Here is a 21,402-nt window from a genome sequence, read left to right on the forward strand (position 1 = left end):
CCTCCTTTATAAATAATTTTTTACCAGCCAATATCACTTAAAGGAATAAAAGTCGGGATCATGCTTCCGTCATATTCCTTCGTAATGAAATCAGCTACATCATCTTCCTGGTAAAGTTCAGCAATTCTCTTAAGCGTTTTGTTATCCTTGTCTTCTGTTCGGACAGCAATGATATTTACGTATGGAGTAGCGGTTTCACTTTCAATAAAAATTGAATCCTTAGTTGGGTTAAAGCCTGCATCTACGGCAATTCCGTTATTGATTACAGAAGCAGAGACATCCGGAAGTGCACGCGGTGTCTGCGCTGATACCATTTCTACAAATTCAAGGTTCTTCGGATTTTCAACGATTTTATTCAAGTCCAGGTTTCCGTCATAGTCCTCGGATAATTTAATCAGGCCGGCTTCCTCCAGTAAAAGAAGGGCTCTTCCGCCATTTGAAGCATCATTTGGAATGGCAATTTTGCCGCCTTCCGGAATGTCTTCTGCCGATTTTACTTTTTCAGAATAAAGCCCCATTGGTGCTAAAACAGTTGTCGCTATTGGGGTAAGATCCATATTATGCTCTTTAATAAAAGTGTCAAAATAAGCGACTGTTTGGAATGCATTCACATCAAGATCTCCTTCTGCAAGGGCAACATTGGGCTGCACATAGTCAGAGAATGTCACAACTTCAATTTCAATGCCTTCCTTTTCAGCCTTTTCTGCAATAAAGTCCCAGATGCGTGTATCAGAACCGCTTACACCTAATTTAATCTTCTTTGTTTCTTCTCCTCCAGTTGTGCTTGAGCATGCTGCAGTGAACACACCCAATGCTAAAATAATGAATGTTAAGAATAGTTTTTTCATGATGTATTTCCTCCTTATTTATCTTCTTCTGATTTTTTTGGATAAGATATTTCCGAATGACTGCAGGCCTTGAACCATGACAACTAAGATCGCAACGGTAATCAGCATGACTGTTGTATCGAATCGCTGGTAGCCGTAGGTAATGGCGAGGTCACCAAGCCCGCCGCCTCCGACTGCCCCGGCCATGGCTGATGCTCCGACCAATCCGATTGTTGCAATTGTAAAGCCTAATACCAGCGAACTAAGTGCTTCCGGAATCAGGAATTTTAGTATTATCTGGCCTGGTGTTGCTCCCATTGCTTCTGCAGCTTCTATAACACCCGGATCTACCTCAAGCAATGAGTTTTCTATTAATCTTGCAATATATGGCCCGGCATAAAAGACTAGCGGCACTACGGCTGCAGCCGTACCTATCGATGTTCCGACAATCAGCCTGGTAATGGGGATAATGGCTACCATTAAAATAATGAAGGGAACTGATCTGAAAATATTAATAATGCTGTTTATGATATTAAAAACAACGAGGTTTTCCAGCAGATGCCCTTTCCTTGTTACGACAAGCAATATACCAAGCGGCAGTCCGATAACAGCTGAAAACAGCAATGAGAATGCCACCATTTGAATCGTTTCGATTAAGGCTTCGATGATTTTTTCCTGATTAACTAGCACGTGTTGTCACTTCCTTTATTGAAACTTTTTCCTGGCTGATGTACTGAATAGCACGTCTGATTTCACTGTCTGGACCCTGGAATTCGACAATCAGGTTGCCAAACGGTGTTCCCTGAAGTTCAGTAATATTTCCAAACAGGACGTTGAAGTCGATATTAAACTTTTTGGCAACCTGCGAGAGGAGCGGCTGCCCGGCAGAATTTCCAACAAAGTTGATTCTAAATACCTTTTGAAGCCCTTGCTGTTTTTCAATCACTTCTTTAATGGAGTCAGGTATTTGATCATTCATGACAGTGCTGACAAAGTTTTTCGCTGTTTGCGTCTTTGGTGATGAAAAGACATTGAAGACGGTTCCTTCTTCGATAATTTTTCCTGCCTCTATTACAGCGACACGATCACAGATCTCTCTGATTACAGACATTTCATGGGTAATGATCAGTATAGTAATGTTGTATTCTTTATTTATTTTTTTCAGCAGCTGCAGGATAGAGCTGGTTGTCTGCGGATCCAGCGCTGAAGTTGCTTCATCACATAATAGAATGGAAGGCTGGGTCGCCAGCGCCCTGGCAATTCCGATCCGCTGCTTTTGCCCGCCTGACAGCTGATCGGGATAGCTGTTTGCCTTGTCTGCAAGCCCCACGAATTCTAATAGTTCATGGACACGCTTTTTGATGTCATCTTTAGGGATCTTAGCCAGTGTGAGCGGCATCGCCACATTGGCAAACACTGTTTTCGAATTTAAAAGGTTAAAATGCTGAAAGACCATCCCGATGTTTCTTTTCACTTCGCGAATTTCTCTTACAGATAAAGCCGTCAGATCATGTCCACTGACAATGACCTTTCCTGAAGTCGGCTTCTCCAGCCAATTGACACAGCGGATCAAAGAGCTCTTTCCCGCACCGCTGAAGCCGATCACACCGAAAATCTCACCTTTGTTAATCTTTAAGTCTATTCCATTTAAAGCAGCTACCTGCTGTCCTCCGCTTTCATAGATTTTCTTTAAATTCTGAAACTCTATCATTCAGCATCTCTCCTTTTCTAAATGTTATATATAATTAATCCTATATGAAAACTAAGAATTATATCCTGAAATTTACCCCTTCTAACAGAAGAGGTTTTTTGAAGTCCCCTCCTTATCTTTCAGGCTATCGCCTGCTGGATTTGGCACAGTGCAGTCTGCCTGCTGCCGAAGCTTCATTGGGCCAGGTCCCTCTGCTTCTCTCGATAAGAATTATTCATATGTTTATGAATAGAATCTTGATGCATTTTTTTCGGATAAAAACAAAAACCCTCTTCTAAAGAAAGAAGAGGGCAGCATTTATCAATGGTCCTCTTCTTATCTTTCAAGCTACGCTTGCTGGATTTGGCACGGTACACTTTTGTCCGCTGCCGAGGTGTCATAGGGCCAGTCCCTCAACCTCTCTGGATAAGAAGATTTTTATTATTCGGTTGTTTAATATGCTTATTACTTTACCACCATAAAGAAAAGGATGTCAATCATTATTTTTCAAATATTTTCACTTGGGCCATTTTCAAAAATTTCCGTTACTTTAACAGAGCTGTCTTTACGGTGAATAATCATCACACCTGCCAGAGCGATTATACCACCCGCAACGGATAACATAGTCGGCACCTCTCCCAGCCAAACCCAAGCAATGACAAATGCTATTGCTGGTGTCAGATAAAGAGAGCTTGTCGCTTCAGAAGTCCCTCCTATGGACGCAAGAAAAGCTAGGGCAATATATGGAATTACCGTTGGAAAAATCCCCAAATAGATGACACTTAAAGTGGATTCGGCCGATGCATGAAAGATCTCATTACCAAGCCCAGGAAGATAAATCAGCATAAAACCAGTCCCTGCCCATACCGTATAGGATGTAAATGACAAAAATCCGTATTTATTAAAATATTTAGTCTGAAACACGAAATAGATGCTTTCTGAAATGGAAGCAAGCAGGACAAATAAAATACCGGTTTGGATTTCAAACCCTCCTCCTGCACCAAGCGAAATAAGTGCGGCACCAGCAAAACTGACTGCGGAACCAGTCCACCTGACCCTTCCAAACCTTTCCCTTAAAAATAAAGCAGCCAACGCAGCCGAAAAGATCGGAGTCATTGATACAATCAAGCTTGCCGGCCCGGCGCTTACTGTTTTTTCCCCAATGTTGAGAGCTGTATGATAAACCGTAAAACCAAGGAATCCAAGTATAAAAATAGCAGGAAAATCTTTTATATCCGGAAGACGCATCCTTGTCAGCAGTGCTAAGACACCAAGTGCAGCCGAACCAACTAAAAGTCTAAAAAGGGCAAGGTGCTCAGGGGAGTACGATTCAAGCCCAGCCCGAATTCCCGGGAATGCGGATGCCCAAAGAATGATGATAGAACTATGCGCCCCGATAATCATAAATTTCTTATTTGCCAACTTCATCCCCCTTATCAACATTTCCAGCCATTATCTGTGCTGCTTTTCAGGATAATCAATAACTGATACAATGTCCTCAACCAATTAGGAAAGAATTTTGCCAGCCAATTTTCATAAAGGCGGTTATATGGATGGATACAGCACAATTGCCAAAATATCAGCAAGTTATTGAGACTATTAAAGGAAAGATTTCCAAAGGGGAATGGCCAATCGGAAGTAAAATTCCAAGCCAGCGGAAACTGGCTGAGGAGTTTGGAGTAAACCGAAGCACAATTATCACTGCTCTGGAAGAACTTGCTGCAGATGGACTAATAGAAGGGAAAACGGGGGTTGGCACAAAGGTTATTAATAATACTTGGACCTTGCTCGCTTCAAGGCAGTCTGCCAACTGGAGTGAATATATCGATACAGGGATACACAGAGCCAGCGAAAAAATCGTTCAAGAAATTAATGATTTAGAAATGGATCCCGCTTTTATACAGCTCAGCAAAGGAGAGCTTTCCCCTGAGATTTCCCCTGTGCAAACGATGCAGAAAGTTCTAAAGGAAGCTGCTGATGAATTGAGTGAACTCGGTTATGAGGAACCAAAGGGGTATTTGCCATTAAGACAGGCAGTTAGTGAATATTTGGCAGCATCTGGAATAGACGCTTCTCCTTCCTCGATACTTATTGTTTCTGGAGGGCTGCAAGCCCTGCAGCTTGTTTCATTGGGCCTTGTGCAAAGAGGGGCACCCGTATTTCTGGAAAAGCCCTCTTACTTATATTCTTTACAGCTTTTCCGGTCATCAGGCATGAATTTAAAAGGATTGCCGATGGATAAAGAGGGAGTTATCACGAAAAGCATCTCTTTGAAGAAATATGAAAAAGGGAAATCCATTTTATATACGATTCCTTCCTACCATAACCCGACTGGAATTTTAATGACAGAAAAAAGACGGAGGGAACTGCTTGATGTTTGCAGAATAGAACAGCTGCCAATTGTGGAAGACGATATTTATCGTGAGCTATGGCTTGATGAAATGCCCCCTCCACCATTAAAAGCAATGGACAAAAACGGCCAGGTCCTTTATATGGGAAGCTTGTCAAAAACATTGAGTCCCGGACTTCGAATAGGCTGGGTAGCAGCACCTGAACCTGTTATCGACCGGCTTGCAGATCTTAAAATGCAGACTGACTATGGTTCAAGTTCACTTTCACAAAGGGTAGCTGAAAAATGGCTGTCCACCGGCCTCTATCAAAAGCATATGGAAAGGGTACGTGAGCAGCTGAGAATTCGTCGTAATACTGCCCTGAATACATTAGATGCTCACTTGTCCGGGATAGCAGAATGGAATTCTCCGGAAGGAGGTTTTTTTATATGGCTGAAAGTACCGTCCAGTATTCCAATTCGAAGCCTCTATCGGCAGGCTATTTTAAGAAAACTGCTGATTAATCCCGGCAGCATATACAGTGACGGGCCGAATCATTTTATACGAATTTCCTATGCTTATGCCTCGCTGAGGGAACTGCAGGAAGGCATATTCATCCTTGGAGAGGAAATTAGAAAGCTCCTATGAGTTTGATACCTGACAAGGGATCCTTTTCACAGTTTGCATAGAGTGAAATTTATCCTATATGTCAATCCAAACATGTATTGTATAATGATGGAAAAGTGCCATTTTTCAAAAAGGAGGGACAGAAAATGATCATGACCGAGAATCCTGCAGATTTATTCGCGGATAAAGTCGAAGCGAGGAATCTGCAGCTGGCCATTCAGCATTCCAGCGATGTGATTGCAAGAGTAACCAAAGAAGGCATTGCTTTATATGTCTCCCCTTCCTGCTTGCCGATGCTGGGGTACTCACAGCAGGACTTTTATCGAAGCAGCCTTTATACATACTGCCATCCAAATGACCGGGACCTCTTAAGAGATGCTTTGGCCGAGCTTGAACAGCTTCCGCATAAACGGGAGACCTTTCGCTTCAGGCATAAGGAGGGGCATTATCTGTGGCTTGAAGCCAATTTTTCAGTCATTAATGACGATAAAGAAATGATGTGCATCATCCGGGATATGACACAGAGAATTATCATGGAAGAGGAGATTCTTGAAACACAGGAGAAGTACCGCTTTCTGGTGGAGTTCTCCAAGGATACGATAGGAATGGTCACACAAAAGGGGATTTGGACCTACATCAATAATGAAGGAAAAAAGCTTTTTGGATTCACGAGCATCAAAGAGATGATCGGCACCTCCCTCCACGACTACATTCCTCCTTCAGAACATTCCACTCTCGATGATTTTCTGCAAACAAAGCTAAGTGTGAATTTTGAGCTTAATCTGATCCGGACTGACGGACAAACGAGAAAAGCCGAAGTCCAGCTGATTCCAACCACTTTCAAGAACAGAAAGGTCTACCAAATCATTATTAAAGACGTGACCGGACAAAAGAAGACAGAGGAAAAGCTGCAGAATGCCGAAAAACTTTCCGTTGTCGGTCAGCTTGCCGCAGGCATTGCCCATGAAATCCGCAACCCGCTTACAGCCATAAAAGGCTTTACACAGTTATTATATGAAGAACATAAAGGAGACTTCGCGGAGGTCATCCTAAGTGAGCTGGAACGGATTGAAGGCATCGTCAATGACCTGCTCGTTCTCGCCAAACCTCAAATAACCGAAATGGAAGAAACCTGCCTGACAAACGTTGTAAAAAGTGTAATCACTCTCTTAAACAGCCAGGCTGTTATGGAGAATATCGTGATCGAACTAACACAGTCACCAGGCGAGTTTTATGTGAAATGTGAAAAAGATAAAATTAAACAGGTGCTGATTAACATCATTAAGAACTCGATTGAAGCCATGCCGGCGGGCGGAAAAATAAACGTGGATATCCGCCAGGAGGACCATTCTGTCATCATCAGAGTCGAGGATGAGGGAATTGGCATACCCGAAGAACGCCTCGCCAAACTGGGAGAGCCGTTTTACAGCACAAAAGAAAAAGGCACAGGCCTTGGCATCATGATCTGCAAAAAAATCATTAAAAACCATGGCGGAAATCTTTACATCCACAGCAGGGAAAATGAAGGAACAACGGTGCGGATTACTTTACCGCTTGCCTAATGAAAGAAGCCAGATGCCTGAACTGGCTTCTTATTTTTGAATAATAAACTCCTGTTCCTGCGGGCTATCCCCTATATGTACCCTTTCCTTATAAAAAATCTCATCCTCTGACATCAGCATCACAGTTGAACTCCTGGTTCCGTAGCCTTCACTTCTGATAAATAAAGGAGACAACATCCGCTCCCACTCCAGTGAAACTCCTGTTTTCGGAAGCATGTCATCAGGGGCAGGGTCTGCATTCTGGAGAAGTGTGAACAAGGCTTCCGTAAAATCCCCTGCTGCATGATCTATTATCTTAGATAACCCTTCCTTCCCCTTTTTCACCTTTGGCCACTCGGTATTCAGCACATGATTGCTCACCCCGTACACTCCTGGTCCAAGCTGTTCTATTCTATCTTCCACGTTCGAGTAATAAAAGAGCTCCTCCAAATTGCCCGCAAGCAGATTGTATCCGGGATAGCTGTTGCGGTGTTCAGATGCTATTTTCATAAATCTAGAAGGCGAAGCACTGCCTTTCAAGAAATCCGCTACGAGATCTCCTCTTGATCTTTTGCCATCTGTCACTGCGTTCGGATCACGGTAGTTTGTAAGAGCTGCAAATCGCCCATTCTTTGTGACACCCATCCATGTCCCCATCTTGCTTAAATCACGTCCAGCCAGAATGGCAGGATGGTCCTCCCAAAAATGGGCCGGTGCAGTCGGGCGCCTATAAAATTCATCGCGATTGGCAGCAACGATAAGCTTGTATGCCGGATGAACCTTATATGCGAAAAGGATTAAACACATTCGGATCACTGCTTTCGTTTTATTTATTATTTTAACTTTTCGGGAGGGAAAAACAAAAAATACCCGCTTTAATTATGTGAAATGTTAGATAAGAAGGGATCATGCCTTAATCTTTTTAAAGGCTAGAAAAGCCCAACAAGCTGTAACCTATTTGATGAATTATGTTAAATAAATTCAGCAATAGAAAAAGCCCCTTTTTTTAAAGGGAGCTTTTTCAATTTAAGTAACCGCTTCTTCCCTCGCTGTCTTCCTCGCCCTTAAAAATCTAACTGTATTTAAGACGATCGTTTTGGTCACAGCATAGGTAGGTATTGCCAGAATCATGCCGAGGATACCGGCAAGATTGCCTGCAACCAGCAATAGGATGATGATGGTGGCCGGATGTGTGTTCAAGGTTTTTCCGAGAATCAGCGGCGACAGCACATTTCCTTCAATCTGCTGAGCAATCACAATGACTACGACCACCAGAAAGGCTTTAGTCGGCGAGTCAAAAAGTGCAACGATTACGGCAGGTGCACCGCCCAGAAACGGCCCAACATAAGGAATAATATTGGTTATGGCAACAATAAGCGCCATGACTAGCGCATATGGCAAGTCGATGATTAAATAGCCAATAAATGAAAGTGTCCCAACAAATAATGCTACTGTAATCTGCCCCTGAATGTAGGAAGAAAGTGTCTCTCCTGTTTCCTTAAGCGTTTTAACCCCCTCTTCCCTGTAAGAAGCAGGAAGGAACTTCGAAACGGCAGCAGGGAACTTATCTCCGTCTTTAAACATATAGAAAAGCAGGAATGGCACCGTTACTATTGTAATCGCAATATTGGTGACCAGGCTGACTATTCCAGCTACCCCCTGTGTCACACGGCTTGGCAGGGTATTGGCATATTCCATAATGCGTGCTTCAATTTCTTCAATCGATATGTAGTCCTGCTCCAAAAACCATTTGAACTCTTCGGTGCTGGACATGGAGTTAACAAAGTCTCTTGTCGTCTTCGCATACCCCGGCAGGTCGTTGAATAATTCAGTCACCTGTCTGCTGATAAGCGGAGCAATGTTGCCAATAATCAGCATTACTAAACCGATAACAGCTGCATAGATGATCAATATCGCTGCCGTTCTCGGCACCTTGTAGCGCTGCAGCAATCTTACCAGCGGGTTCAATAGGAAATAGAGAAATCCTGAAATAATAATTGGAAAAAATAATGTTGATGCAAAAATGCCCACTGGTTCAAACAAAAAAGAAATTTTAGTTGATACATAAATAATTGTTAAGATAAGCAGCAATTGCAAAGTCCAGTATTGCAGTTTTTTCTTTGCCACAATGTCACCTTTTTCTTTGAATTGGATTAACTAAAGAATACCATATTCGTGTGTTTACTCCTAAGAAGATGCTACTTCTATTACGATTCGGAATTGAAAAGGTTTCGGAAAAAGCAATCCATATAATTAAAAATCACACATTCTGCAAGTGGATATATTTACCCATAAATATCTCATTTTTTGGTTTCATCAATCCCATACAGGGTATAAAAGACTATAAATAACAAGCTTTTCCCCTCTTAAAGCCAGGAGTGAACAGACACATGAGTACAATAGACATTTTCAAGAAGGAACTCGTATTACTGAAAAGCGAAATGAATCGCTGTAAGAATGAAAAGATAAAAAAACAAATTTTTAATGATATCCTTCTCATCCAGAATGCAGTCCAGAACTTACTTTAATCTGCTCATAAATTAGATTCCAGCTGCTTTCTTTCCTCACTTGAAGAACAAAAAACCAGCATCCCATTGGCTGAAATACTGGTTTTAGAAGTTATCTTCAAGCTTACTTTAATTTCCTGGCATTTCCCGGAATGGCCCCTATAATATCCCTGTTTTATATCGTTTTTCTTAATTTCGCGGAATTAGATACCTGTAACTTGGATCAAATAGTTTGTCAAAAAGAAACGGAATAAACCTTTAGTAACAACCTTCTTCAACCGTTAGTTTAAGTATCTAAAGAAATTTTTAATTGCATCCATACGTATCTTATGACTACAATCCTCGCAACAAAAAATCTTAGCCTTATTTTCCTTAAATTGTTTATAATTTAGTGAACCTTCGTATACTCTGAAAATCCTTTTACAACTATAACAAAGTACCTCATAGTAAATCATTAAATCCTCCTAAGCGACACATTACTTTTTAGTTGATTTATCGAAGATTGTAACCAATTCCCTAGTATATTCCTGAACATCTAAATGAGGCTTTCTCGTTAATTCAAGGGTGAACCCGTCAATGGCACTTCTTATTGTTAACGCCATCACCCTTGCTGATGATCTGGTGAATTCTCTGAAAACTCCTTCCTGCATCCCTAGGGTAAGAATATTTTCAATCGGAAGTAGAATAGCTTCATCATGGTCTGCTGCAAACTGAAGTTTACCATCAGCAGTTCTCTTATTTGAAACCGTTTCAATAACAGCGAAAACATGCTGACGATTTTCATCTATAAATGTAAGGTTGGATTCAATATACACCCGAAGCATGTCTTTAGGAGACTTTTGAGCTTCTATTCTTGGAGCAATATAGGCTTGCCAAGCCAAATAGTATTCGATAGGTATTTGCTCCAATAAGTCCTCTTTATTTGCAAAGTGATAAGAAATAACCCCCTTACTGATATTTGCACGCTTTGCAATTTGTCCTATAGAGGCTTGAGCGTAACCTACTTCTGCGATTGTTTCAATCGCACATTCCACAATTTGAGCTCTGCGGGCTTTTTCGATGAATGATAATTCTTTTTGGTTAGTTGGTTTGTTTTTTTTACTCATGTACTTATTTTAGTACAGTCGTACAAACAATTCAAACAAAAAAAACCATTTAGTTGAAGATTATCTAAATGGTTTATGCAAATATCCTGCACCATTAGTTCAATAATACCTTACTCCATAATCTGGCCCGATTGTTGAACATCGATCTTCAACTAAACTGCCCCTTTTATGGAATAAGAAAAACTACCGATTCAGAAGCTGATCTTGTATATAAGCACCAAATAGTTTAAGTACAATACTTTACAATTAAATAATTTTACCTTTCTTGTCTGGAAGGAAATATCTTATATCATCTTGTTTTCTAAGTTTTTATTTTTCTAATCTTAATATCCGAGCAATGTATAAGTATCTTTGTTTGTGAAAATAAAAGAATTTCATGTTGCAATTTCCTTTTACTCAACGGAAGGATTTCATCGTAGCCCCAATCATCAAGTCCTTTTGTACCACCGAAGACAATTTCATTAGGCTTATTACCATCAACATTTCTTTTAATATCAAAATCCATTAAGAACTTACGAACGTTTAACCATTGTATTTCATATATCCCCGCACCCTCTTCATATTGCTCAATGACCATTTTAATTGTGGTCGGGTCCTTTGCTTTCCCATTCTCTTGATTCAAAACCGTAAGAGAAACAACTTTACCATCATGGAATGAGTGGTTTTTTAAAAAATTTGATGTCTCTTTATTAAACCTGGGTAATAGTCTTTTTCATTCCTTTACATAGCCCATTACATCCCAATGGTCATCATCTAAAAAATACTTCATTGAAAATCTCTCCTCTACCTATTCAAATTCCTTATCGAATACTATCTCAGAAAATGGTCCGATTGTGGAATTAAGAAAAATAACACTCTTCAACAAACCTGCCCCTGTTGTTAAATAAGGAATATAGGCTTCCAATATACTCGTGCTCTCCATGTCTCCATGAGTACAGTTATGTAGTTTAATCAAATCCACTAGCGAATATTTATGTCAATTAAATGTTGAACACCCCTAATTCTACCAATTTTTTCAACTTGTTTCATTAAGAACCTTAACTTAAAGCGGTTCCAGGCACCGGAAAATATACTGCTTGTTCAAGTGGTATAAAATGAAACCTTCTAATTGGTCAATACTCCCTATATAACCTAGTCTTTCATGACCTTCCTCTTATATACAGTATAAATATAGATTGGTATATTCAAATTATTCCAAAAAATGAAAGGGGTTCGAAATGGAAAAATGGTATAACAAATTTATAGTTTTCTTCACTGCTCTAGTAATGGCTTTGGGACTGTACGCAGATCCAGCAGGTGCTGTTTCTAATTTAGCGAGCCCCGTCGCTGAAAGAGGTTTATCTGTTGAGATTGAGGAAGCGACGATATTTGAATTGCAGCATGAGATGCAGAAGGAGGAGTTAACCTCTGAGGAATTGGTTCAATTCTATCTCAATCGAATTGGGGAGTACGATGACAGCATTAACTCCATCATTACGGTTAACGAAAATGTATTAGAGGAAGCGAAACAACTAGATAAAGAGCGTAAAGCGGGAAACGTTCGCGGTCCCTTGCATGGAATTCCGGTTATATTAAAAGACAACTATGATACATACGATATGCAAACCACTGCAGGATCCCTGTCACTTGAAGGTTCCATCCCTCTAAAGGATGCCTATCAAACAAAAAGATTAAGAGATCAAGGTGCAATCATCTTAGGGAAAGCGAACCTGCATGAATTTGCTTTCGGATTCCAAACAATTAGTTCCCTTGGTGGACAAACCTATAATCCATATGATTTAACAAGATACCCAGGTGGTTCAAGCGGTGGTACGGCAGCAGCGGTTGCTTCCAACTTTGCCGCTGTCGGATTAGGGACAGACACTGGTGGATCCATCCGAATACCATCGTCCTTTAATAATCTGGTTGGACTTCGCCCTACTATGGGACTTGCCAGCCGCGATGGAATCATTCCACTTGCACTATCACAGGATGTCGGCGGACCGATGGGACGAACGGTTGAAGATGTGGCTGTTGTGCTCGATGCAATTGCTGGCTATGACCCAGCAGATCCAGTTACTGAAGCGAGTATCGGGAAAGTTCCAAAAACCTATACTCATTATCTTAAGAAAAATGGATTAAAGAAAGCTCGGATAGGCGTTATTCGCGACCTGTTTGGGAATGATCCTGAAGTCAATAAAGTGATGGATCAAGTGATTGCGGACATGGAAGCGCTTGGAGCAGAAGTGTTTGAGGTAAAAATTCCCAGTCTTAGTCCAATTCTTTCTTATCCAAGCTTAAGCGGATACGAATTTAAATTTCAGTTAAATGATTATTTGGCTGGCCTTGGGCCGGATGCACCTGTAAGAACCTTATCAGATATTATCGAAAGCGGGAAGTTCCATCCAAGTTTGGAAAGTGGATTAAAATCCCGAAATGAAAGAGAATCATTAGAAAATGATGAGGAATACCATGACATTATTACCAATCGTCCTAAAATGGCAAGGGAAAGCTTAATGGTAACGTTTAATGAACATGACCTTGATGCACTACTCTATCCAACTTCGAGTGCTTTACCGGCACAGGTGGGCAAAAGCCAAGGTGCAGGGAATGCTAATCGCTTAAGTCCTTATTCAGGGTTTCCTGCAATCTCGGTTCCTGCCGGCTTCAGTGACAACGGCCTTCCAGTCGGGCTAGAGCTGCTAGGAAAAGAATTCGACGAGCCAACTTTGATTAAACTAGCCTATGCTTATCAAGAAGGAACTAACCATCGAATAGCGCCTGAACTAAAATAAGAATCTTCAAAGAAAAGAGGCTATCTTCAATAAAGAAGAATCGCTTTTTCCTAAACATAAGAATAGGGATTGCTGCAGCGATCCCCCTTCTCTTAACATTAGCACCCGTTGAATAAGGAAAAGGCGCTCATTCTTATTGAATAATCGAGGTAAAAGCTGCCTGATTAGCAGCTGATCATGAACGTAAGCACCAGGGTATACTGCCCTTCAATTAAAAAAAGATCCCTCTTTGATCTAAGTTTGACAAAAGATAAAATGATCATTAGGATTCCAAACGTGCAGATAATCTGCATTGTACCCACGCAGCCACAACACGCCGTTAATTCGTCTAAGATAAAAGCCTTTTGGAAAATCAGCGTCTTCAGATAGTGTCTCCGAGGCTATTGTGATAGAGCCAGATGGAGCTTCATTCCGCTGCAAAGAATTCCCCGAATAACCCTCAGGCTGATTCAGATATTCCAGTCTTAGATAAGGTCCCAGTTCAAGCGGACACAATTCCAAACCTAGTTCGTTCGCTTTTTTAAAGATTTGATCCGTAGTAGCTCCATCAGGGAAGCCAAGATTGCCTGCCGTTAGTTCTACGGTCTGAAGGTTGTACTTTGTATCAGAGGTAGTAAATTTATCATCAGCTAATAGTTTTTCTGCATACTCATTCATCAAGATAGAGTATTGTTGCAATTTCTGGATAAGCTGCGATTTCGTAAGTCCACCAACTTCTATTTTTCTGGTAATAACTTTAGAGTGTATTTTCTCATTTTCAAAACGCAATCGCAGTCACTCCTAACATAGTGGCACATTTGCAGAAACGATACCATGACTACATATATATATTCTGCAATCACCAATAAATTCCCTCGTTGAACTCCTGACCCTTTAGTTTATAAGAAAAAGCTGCCTCGATTGGCAGCCGTATCTTTAAGAAGAGCACCCCATTAGTAGTATAAGAAAAATTAATTACATAGATTTCTAGACTATTAAAATAATAGTGGAATGAGAGCCTTCTTTCTTATTTGATTATTAGTACGCAATCCACCTCTCGGCCACTTACTTTATAGTTATTTCAGCAATAACCGGATAGTGGTCGCTAGGAAATTGACCATTTTTTTGATAGTTATTGATTTCGATCGTATTTGCGGTTACATTTCCTTTGGTAAGAATCCAATCGATGCGGTTGTCTGCTCCGCCGCCTGTTGGGTCACGGAAGCCATTGAACGTCCCAATTCCTTCATTGATTCGTGACTCCGCTGTTTCCCATAAATCATCAAAAGCCTCATCGCTAGTTAATGTTTGATGTGGAAGAGTATCAGGACGAGTATTAAAATCTCCTGTCAGAACAATAGGTAATTCAGGGTTAAATTCTTTGATTCTGTCTAAAATTAATTCAGCGCTCTTTTCTCTCGCTTCGGCGGATTGGTGATCGAAATGCGTATTTACAAAATAGAATTGTTTATCGGTTTGGTTGTCTACAAATTTCGCCCAAGTGACCATTCTTGGAATGTTGTTTCCCCATGTTTTTGAACCGATTACATCTGGAGTATCTGAGAGCCAGAAATGATCATACTCTACTGGAGTAAAACGTTTTTCATCATAGAAAATCGCGGAGTATTCTCCTCTATTACCCCCTTCGCGGCCCAATCCAATCCATGCATAACCTGGTAATACTTCTTCCAAATCCTGAAGTTGTCCATATAAAACTTCCTGCGTACCAAAAATATCTGGATTTTCCATACGAATAAGCTTTTTAATGGTTGGAACCCTTTCAGCCCATGTATGCGGTGATGGATCATTGTTGTTTTCATACCTTAAATTAAATGTCATCACCTTCAAGTTCTGTTCCGTGCTTTCTGCAGCAAAGACATTGGAGATTCCGGAAAACATACTTCCCACCATTGCGAATACCATTACTACCGCTAAAAAAATCGGACTTAATCCTTTTTTCAACAAAATTCCCTCCTTTTTTTGATTACATTTGAAAGTATAGTTTTCAAAAGTAAACACAATGTTAAAAAAGAAGCAGATGTTTGTTTTGTTTTTCTAAGCAAAGGAGAATTCAATAATATCAAGGGATTTTTGATTAAAAATATGAAATTTTCCTTAGAGAATCACTTGTTTTTGTAAATATTAACAGGTTCAATTTACCAGTGAAATTTAAAATTTTTTAATGATATTTAGAATATTTAAATAAATAGCCTTCGATGGGATGGGCATTTATTTAAGCATCTTAGGTGGGAATTTTGCACGAACAGCGATGCTGATTTAACTATATGGCCCGATTGTTGAGTAGAGGTAATAACAATTGTATTGTTCAACTAAACTGCCCCTTTAGCTAATAAGAAATTCAAGAATAAAAGCGTTTATCTTCTTACGATCACTACAATCGTTAGTAATAAAAAATAGTTTTAAAAAGTATTCATTTACATCTGTCTTTCTTCCATTTATAGGGTTTACTTGACCAATTATATAAAAGAGCGAATAAAAATATCATAAAAGATATCCCTATATTATCAACCCACTTAACCTCTTTGTTGACAATTAACTGCCAAATTATTGTTGCTACAAAAAATAGTAACGGATATCTAATGCTTTTCTTAAACAAATTGCCACCACTTTCAATTCCCTCTAGTATTAAATTGCCCCGATTGTTAATTAAGCGGTTTGTTTGTTGTACATTTATTTAAGCAGAGTTTTTAAGACTACTTCTATGTCATTTACTAAATTGTTTTTTGTAATATCATATATAGTTCCAGCACCCCCGCAATAGTAATACCACAACTGAATGATGTCTGCATATTCATCATCTTCTACTGTGTCATCATCAAAATCTATTACGATTTGAGAACGATATTCTTTTTCCAGACACTTTTCGGAACTCAATTCTTTTAATTCATCTCCATCAATGTCTCGGCACACCCAGATTCTTAGGTTTTGTTTTCCTTGGTTTTCATATGAATTTGCATATTTTCTTTGAAGAGCTTTACCCCATTGTTCTGCTAATCTTTCTAGTTCGATTACGCTTCTTTTTAACTCCTCATTTACCCTAACTTCTGGAACATTTACGTACCTTCCGTCTTCCGCTTCTTGTTTGTTTATCTTAAAAAACTGTCTTATTTTATCAAGCAAGTTTTCTCCCCCACCGTTAGAGAATTATTTTTAGATTATTCAACAAACCTGCCCATTTTGTTAAAAAGCAGTATTTCACAAAATAATTCAATATATAATCTTCACTTAATTGGCATTACATCTAGTGGCAGAACGCCATCCTGAATCCAATTTTCAATTATTCCATTGAAGTAATCAGGATTAGCTAATGAGATTCCGTGACCAGCATTAGGTATGATTATTCCTTCACAATTAGAATTATGTAAAACAATGTCTGCTGCTGATTTTTTCATTATTGCCTTTTCTCTTTCACCAACAGTCACTAATATTTTACACTCCGCTTTTTCGAAGCCTCTTGGTATCTCAAAAGACATGTTCTCTTCCAATATCCTAATAAGTGTACCTGATTTCATTAAAGAACTTTCTTTATAATAGGTTTCAAAATATTCTTCATCGAGATAAAGTGCTTTAGCTTGAAGTTTTGAAAATAATTTATTCTTAATGAGTGGAAATGTTAATTTAATTGAAGGAGCAATCATTGTTTTTATATATGGAGAAGGCCTAACTAACGCACTATTTATGATTGCATAATTAACCATATTGGGTTTCATACTCAGCATCTGAACTATAACTTGTGCTCCCAAAGAGAATCCGATGACAATTACCTCTTTTTCAAAAGCCTTTTTTTCTATTATTTCAATAACCCTCTCAGCACTATATTTAATTGTAAAATTCCCTATATTATCATCGTTGCTTTTCCCTTGTTCTGGTAAGTCTATTGCAAGACAATGATAATGACTAAAGTGTTTAATCTGTTTATTCCACATCCAACTACTTACACCACCTCCATGCAAAAAGACCATTAATGAGGCATTTTTATCTCCATACTCGTGATAATATAGACTCAAACGTATCCACCTCTCTAAATGAATATTGCTCATCCTGCTCTTTTAATTTGAAGAAGAAAAAAGCTGCTCGATTAGCAGCTGATCTTGAACATAAGCCCACTTCTCAATTACACAAATATAGGAATCGATAAACTAATTGCAAAGAAGATATATGCTATCTGGGTGATGGTATACATTGTAAGTTCATAGGATGAAAGTTTCCTTTGTTTTTTGGTTTTTCCAAAAGCCGAAGGTAGATAGAAGAACTAATAATAAGTATTACAATGGAAATTGTACGTAAGATTTCTGCATAAAATATCAAGACCCCTCAACTCCTTTTTATACACCCTCAGTGAGTAGCAATAGTCCATTCATTTCATTCACTAAATCTCTGTTTGTTTAAGTAGACACATATTTCACATCCAAATTATAACATTATTCTTCCGCTAAACTGCCCCGTTTGACATGAAGAAAGCTGCCTTAGAGAATGGCAGCCTTATAGAGGATTTTTGTGATAAATAGAGAATTACCCTTCTTATAGAAAAAAATTTAAGAACCTTGACTCCTAATTTTCCCTTCATGTCATTGACCATTTCGATTTTGTTCTTTTCAGCTCTTTGTTAAGATTTTTTTATAAATAACCAATGTTAGCCTTCCACTACTCCCCCAAGGTCCGTCCCATATAAAACTCTATGTTTACACTTTTTTGAAAGTCAGTATAGTTACTATATTTATAAGTTGTATAAATTGACAAAAGAGGTGAAGCCCGATGAAATTAAGGGAGCACAGAAGCTTTGTTCGTTTTTGGATTGCCTCGACAACTTCAAGCTTTGGCACATATATTACAACTCTCGCTCTTCAGGTATTAGTGGTTGGTAATATGGGAGGCAGTGCTGTTGATGTTGGCTGGGTTTCAGCATCTAGATGGCTTCCGTATGTACTGTTGGGATTAATAGCGGGGGTTTTGGTTGATCGCTTTCACCGAAAGACTGTATTGGCGGTAACAGATATGGGGCGCAGCATTATACTTGCCTTCATTTGCTTAATGTCTATCACAGGAGTAATCAGTATTGGCTGGCTAATGTTCCTGCTGGTGCTCTTTGGTGCTTTGTCTCTTTTTAATGATACTGCCTACCAGTCCTTTGTGCCACAAATCGTCCCTCGTCATTTATTAACACGTGCAAATGCACGATTAGAACAAAGCTCAGCTGTCGCGGAAACGAGCGGTCCAGCCATTGGAGGTGGACTCGTCTCATTGATCGGTGCACCATTTGCCCTTCTTTTTGATGCCTTATCATATTTGTTTTCAGGTGTATTAATGGCATCGATTAAACACCAGCCCTCAAAAAAAGTGAAGACTGGACCACTTGGTCAGCAAATCAAGGAAGGTTTGCGATGGGTCTATCAACACCAATACCTTCGTACACTCGCTTTAAACACGCACGCCTGGTTTCTCTTTCATAGCATGACCATGACGACCCTAGTATCCATTTTTTTAATTGAGCTTGGCTTCGATGCCTCACTCCTTGGGTATGTCCTCGCCGCTGCAGGTGTTGGTGCTGTCGCAGGAACCTCTTTATCTCCTCAAGCCGGCGTGCGCTTTGGCGTCGGACGTGCAATTGCTTTTTCTCGAATTCTCTATGCTCCAGCAGTTATCTTGATGGCTCTAGCTCCAGCAACTAACAACTCCGACTCGCAGTACATAGCTCTCATTTTTGTGATTGTTGGGCAGTTCTTTTACGGCTTTGCCATGGGAATCGAAGGTCCTCTTGAAATGGGATATCGACAGTATGTCACGCCATCTCACCTGCAAGGTCGTATGAATGCCACACTTCGATCCATCAATCGTAGTGCAGTCGTTATCGGCGCTCCACTAGGAGGTACCCTCGCTGACGGACTAAGTTTCATAACGGCTTTATGGATTTCAATAGCTGGACTAGCTTTATGCGGACTGTGGTTCAGTCTTTCATCGATGCGAAATGCTCGAATAGAAGATGACGAAATCTAAAATGCATTAAAATAAGAAGATTTGACTGACTACATAATAAAAATATAAAACATCGGTTAATATAAACAAGTTTTTATTCGTAACTTATTCATTATTGGCTTTTGATTTTTTCGCTAACCTGCCCCTTTTATAGAATAAGAAAAAGCTACCTGTTTCGGCAGCTGATCTTGAATTGACAATGCATTTACCTACATCAATTTTGATATAAACATTGTGGCAATTCCAAAGTAAATGAGTAATGAGAGTATGTCATTTAGTGTTGTAATCAATGGACCTGAAGCCACGGCAGGGTCAATATTTAATTTATAAAGAATGATTGGTATGATAGTGCCAGCTAAAGTTCCAATGATCAGTGTCATAACCAAAGAGCTTCCAACCACTACCCCTAAAACGGCATTTCCTTGCCAAACGAGCGCAATGATGGATATTAATGTTCCGCAGGTAAATCCAATGATCAGACCGACTTTTAACTCTCTAAAAATAAGCCTGAAAACCACCCCTTTGTCAATATCACGGGAAACCAGCCCTCTTACGACAACAGCTAAAGATTGGGTGCCTGTATTTCCTGTCATACCTGCTATCATGGGCATAAAGAATGCTAAAGCCACCGCTTTTGACAGCGTTTCTTCAAAACCGCTAATTATTGTTCCGGAAACTATACCAATAAATAAAAGTAAAATGAGCCAGGGAAGACGGCGATAGGCAGCAACAAATGCCTTCGTCTCAAAATCAATGGCTTTACCTGATGCTGAAAGCTTCTCAATATCTTCATTTGCCTCTCTTATAACCACATCAATAATATCGTCTACTGTCACAATCCCTACCAGCTGGTTATTACTTTCCACAACAGGAATTGCCAAGAAATCATATCGCTCAATCATGCGGGCTACTTCTTCCTGGTCAGAATCCGCTGAAACAGAAATGACTCGGCTATACATAATATCGTGAATTTTTTCCTTTTCATCGGCCAGGATTAAATCCCGATAGGATACAACTCCAACAAGCTTCTTATCGTGATCAATGACATATAAGTAATTTATGGTTTCTGAGTACTCAGCAAACACTTTAAGTTTGTCTACTGTTTCTCGAACAGTGAAATGCTGAGGTATCCAGACAAAACGGTTAGTCATCAATCGCCCTGCCGTTTCAGGAGGATAGTTCATGATGTTTTGAACAATTTGGGACTCTTCCTCCTTCATACCTGAAAGGAGTTCCTCTAATTTGTCAGGGGATAAGTCTTCAAGTAAAGAAGCCAAATCATCATTTTCCATTAAGTCCATAACGTGCCCTGACTTTTCTAATCCTAATTTAGTGAGAATCTCCAGCTGATATGGTTTTTCCAGCTCCTGTATTAAGTCAGCGATTTGTTTAGGAGAAAGCAATAACAGGAAGCGTGTGTGATGTTTTTCTGGGAGTCCCTCGAATACTCTTGCAATATCATAAGGCTGGAGTTCTTCTAAGATTCCATGAAATTCTTCCTTTTTTCCTTCTTTTAAAGACTTTATGATTTGAAGAGTTATTTGATCTGCTGGCATATTTATCTTCATTTTTTGTCACTCCTTCTGTAAGGAACAAGGGATCATGTCCCTTATCATATTCTGTTAGATGCATTCTATTTTCATGATGTTTTGAGCAGGGGTCATTTTCCATTACTCCTCACCTCCGGAAAGATAAAAAAACACCTTCATTTTCGAATGAAGGTGCAGGTTTATAGATGACAAAAATAAGAATAACAAACCTGGTTATTCTGTTCCTCCATTCGTAGAGCTTTAGCACTGTGTGGCATAGGACAAAGCCAGCTACATTAAAAACCACCTTAAGTCGATGGTTTCTGTTGACCCATTGGCGTCTTTCGACATTTTTGGGCAGCAGCATATCTCCAACACAGGAGCCTCACCTAACGAGGATATTCAGTTTACAAAATTCAATCTAATGGATTTTTCATTAAAAGTAAACACTTTTTATAAAATTATCTGTTTCTAATTCTTTCTAATTGAGCGTATCAT

General features: G+C 39.6%; 19 protein-coding genes and 3 riboswitches. Of the genes, 5 read left to right on the forward strand and 14 right to left on the reverse strand.

What is annotated here, in order from left to right; all coding sequences use genetic code 11:
- Positions 1-20 precede the first annotated feature (20 nt).
- The 4 genes from AC0VZ9_RS24450 to AC0VZ9_RS24465 all read right to left on the reverse strand — a co-directional run bounded on the left by AC0VZ9_RS24450 (position 21) and on the right by AC0VZ9_RS24465 (position 3,939).
- A complete protein-coding gene (locus tag AC0VZ9_RS24450; RefSeq protein ID WP_009331870.1) occupies positions 21-848 on the reverse strand; it encodes a MetQ/NlpA family ABC transporter substrate-binding protein in 828 nt (275 codons plus the stop codon).
- An 18-nt stretch (positions 849-866) separates the two neighbouring features.
- The gene (locus AC0VZ9_RS24455) at positions 867-1,517 is read right to left on the reverse strand and encodes a methionine ABC transporter permease (protein WP_019383329.1); all 651 of its coding nucleotides are present in this window, start codon (positions 1,515-1,517) and stop codon (positions 867-869) included.
- Positions 1,507-2,538: a methionine ABC transporter ATP-binding protein gene (locus AC0VZ9_RS24460; RefSeq protein WP_009331872.1), complete on the reverse strand. Its 1,032-nt coding sequence runs from the start codon at positions 2,536-2,538 to the stop codon at positions 1,507-1,509. Before AC0VZ9_RS24460 ends, AC0VZ9_RS24455 begins: the two co-directional genes overlap by 11 nt.
- A gap of 109 nt (positions 2,539-2,647) precedes the next feature.
- Positions 2,648-2,748: riboswitch (SAM riboswitch) on the reverse strand.
- 102 nt (positions 2,749-2,850) lie between these two features.
- Positions 2,851-2,950, reverse strand: a riboswitch (SAM riboswitch).
- Between the two features lie 74 nt (positions 2,951-3,024).
- On the reverse strand, positions 3,025-3,939 hold the full coding sequence (locus AC0VZ9_RS24465) for a DMT family transporter (protein WP_009331873.1): 915 nt from the start codon (positions 3,937-3,939) through the stop codon (positions 3,025-3,027).
- A gap of 131 nt (positions 3,940-4,070) precedes the next feature.
- Here AC0VZ9_RS24465 and pdxR point away from each other — a divergent pair, with 131 nt between their 5' ends.
- Both pdxR and AC0VZ9_RS24475 read left to right on the forward strand, forming a co-directional pair.
- Entirely contained in the window at positions 4,071-5,495 is a 1,425-nt protein-coding gene (pdxR, locus tag AC0VZ9_RS24470; RefSeq protein ID WP_284951436.1) for a MocR-like pyridoxine biosynthesis transcription factor PdxR, read from the forward strand.
- A gap of 125 nt (positions 5,496-5,620) precedes the next feature.
- Entirely contained in the window at positions 5,621-7,036 is a 1,416-nt protein-coding gene (locus AC0VZ9_RS24475; RefSeq protein WP_475396805.1) for a PAS domain-containing sensor histidine kinase, read from the forward strand.
- 30 nt (positions 7,037-7,066) lie between these two features.
- Here the strand turns inward: AC0VZ9_RS24475 and AC0VZ9_RS24480 are convergent, their stop codons facing one another.
- Together AC0VZ9_RS24480 and AC0VZ9_RS24485 are read right to left on the reverse strand one after the other, a co-directional pair.
- Positions 7,067-7,822, reverse strand: a complete 756-nt coding sequence (locus AC0VZ9_RS24480) for an NRDE family protein (RefSeq protein WP_217026073.1) — start codon at positions 7,820-7,822, stop codon at positions 7,067-7,069.
- A gap of 219 nt (positions 7,823-8,041) precedes the next feature.
- Positions 8,042-9,142 carry an AI-2E family transporter gene (locus AC0VZ9_RS24485; RefSeq protein ID WP_009331877.1) on the reverse strand — a complete coding sequence of 367 codons (1,101 nt, stop codon included), beginning with the start codon at positions 9,140-9,142 and terminating at the stop codon, positions 8,042-8,044.
- Positions 9,143-9,405: 263 nt separating this feature from the next.
- Between AC0VZ9_RS24485 and AC0VZ9_RS24490 the strand changes: the two genes are divergently transcribed.
- Positions 9,406-9,543 (forward strand): hypothetical protein, encoded by a 138-nt coding sequence (locus tag AC0VZ9_RS24490; protein WP_019383337.1) that lies wholly within the window; start codon positions 9,406-9,408, stop codon positions 9,541-9,543.
- A gap of 260 nt (positions 9,544-9,803) precedes the next feature.
- Here the strand turns inward: AC0VZ9_RS24490 and AC0VZ9_RS24495 are convergent, their stop codons facing one another.
- From AC0VZ9_RS24495 to AC0VZ9_RS24505, 3 genes are all read right to left on the reverse strand, one after another.
- A complete protein-coding gene (locus AC0VZ9_RS24495; RefSeq protein WP_019383338.1) occupies positions 9,804-9,977 on the reverse strand; it encodes a hypothetical protein in 174 nt (57 codons plus the stop codon).
- 21 nt (positions 9,978-9,998) lie between these two features.
- Positions 9,999-10,628: a TetR/AcrR family transcriptional regulator gene (locus tag AC0VZ9_RS24500; protein WP_009331878.1), complete on the reverse strand. Its 630-nt coding sequence runs from the start codon at positions 10,626-10,628 to the stop codon at positions 9,999-10,001.
- 301 nt (positions 10,629-10,929) lie between these two features.
- Positions 10,930-11,250 carry a hypothetical protein gene (locus tag AC0VZ9_RS24505; protein WP_284951434.1) on the reverse strand — a complete coding sequence of 107 codons (321 nt, stop codon included), beginning with the start codon at positions 11,248-11,250 and terminating at the stop codon, positions 10,930-10,932.
- Positions 11,251-11,845: 595 nt separating this feature from the next.
- On the opposite strand from AC0VZ9_RS24505, the gene AC0VZ9_RS24510 reads away from it, so the two are divergent.
- A complete protein-coding gene (locus AC0VZ9_RS24510; RefSeq protein ID WP_284951433.1) occupies positions 11,846-13,402 on the forward strand; it encodes an amidase family protein in 1,557 nt (518 codons plus the stop codon).
- 234 nt (positions 13,403-13,636) lie between these two features.
- On the opposite strand, the gene AC0VZ9_RS24515 is transcribed toward AC0VZ9_RS24510, so the two are convergent.
- The 4 genes from AC0VZ9_RS24515 to AC0VZ9_RS24530 all read right to left on the reverse strand — a co-directional run bounded on the left by AC0VZ9_RS24515 (position 13,637) and on the right by AC0VZ9_RS24530 (position 17,409).
- Positions 13,637-14,170 carry a hypothetical protein gene (locus tag AC0VZ9_RS24515; protein WP_009331882.1) on the reverse strand — a complete coding sequence of 178 codons (534 nt, stop codon included), beginning with the start codon at positions 14,168-14,170 and terminating at the stop codon, positions 13,637-13,639.
- A gap of 276 nt (positions 14,171-14,446) precedes the next feature.
- On the reverse strand, positions 14,447-15,343 hold the full coding sequence (locus tag AC0VZ9_RS24520; RefSeq protein ID WP_251156253.1) for an endonuclease/exonuclease/phosphatase family protein: 897 nt from the start codon (positions 15,341-15,343) through the stop codon (positions 14,447-14,449).
- A 729-nt stretch (positions 15,344-16,072) separates the two neighbouring features.
- Positions 16,073-16,522, reverse strand: coding sequence for a hypothetical protein (locus tag AC0VZ9_RS24525; protein WP_475396806.1), 450 nt, complete (start codon positions 16,520-16,522; stop codon positions 16,073-16,075).
- Positions 16,523-16,623: 101 nt separating this feature from the next.
- Complete coding sequence (locus tag AC0VZ9_RS24530; protein WP_192907887.1) at positions 16,624-17,409, reverse strand: alpha/beta fold hydrolase; 786 nt, start codon at positions 17,407-17,409, stop codon at positions 16,624-16,626.
- A gap of 748 nt (positions 17,410-18,157) precedes the next feature.
- Here AC0VZ9_RS24530 and AC0VZ9_RS24535 point away from each other — a divergent pair.
- Positions 18,158-19,396: an MFS transporter gene (locus AC0VZ9_RS24535; protein WP_475396807.1), complete on the forward strand. Its 1,239-nt coding sequence runs from the start codon at positions 18,158-18,160 to the stop codon at positions 19,394-19,396.
- 188 nt (positions 19,397-19,584) lie between these two features.
- Here the strand turns inward: AC0VZ9_RS24535 and mgtE are convergent, their stop codons facing one another.
- Positions 19,585-20,943, reverse strand: a complete 1,359-nt coding sequence (gene mgtE, locus AC0VZ9_RS24540) for a magnesium transporter (protein WP_251266864.1) — start codon at positions 20,941-20,943, stop codon at positions 19,585-19,587.
- Positions 20,944-21,142: 199 nt separating this feature from the next.
- Positions 21,143-21,308, reverse strand: a riboswitch (M-box (ykoK) riboswitch).
- Positions 21,309-21,402: the final 94 nt, after the last annotated feature.

The organism is Cytobacillus sp. QJM3NY_8 (genome assembly GCF_056173585.1).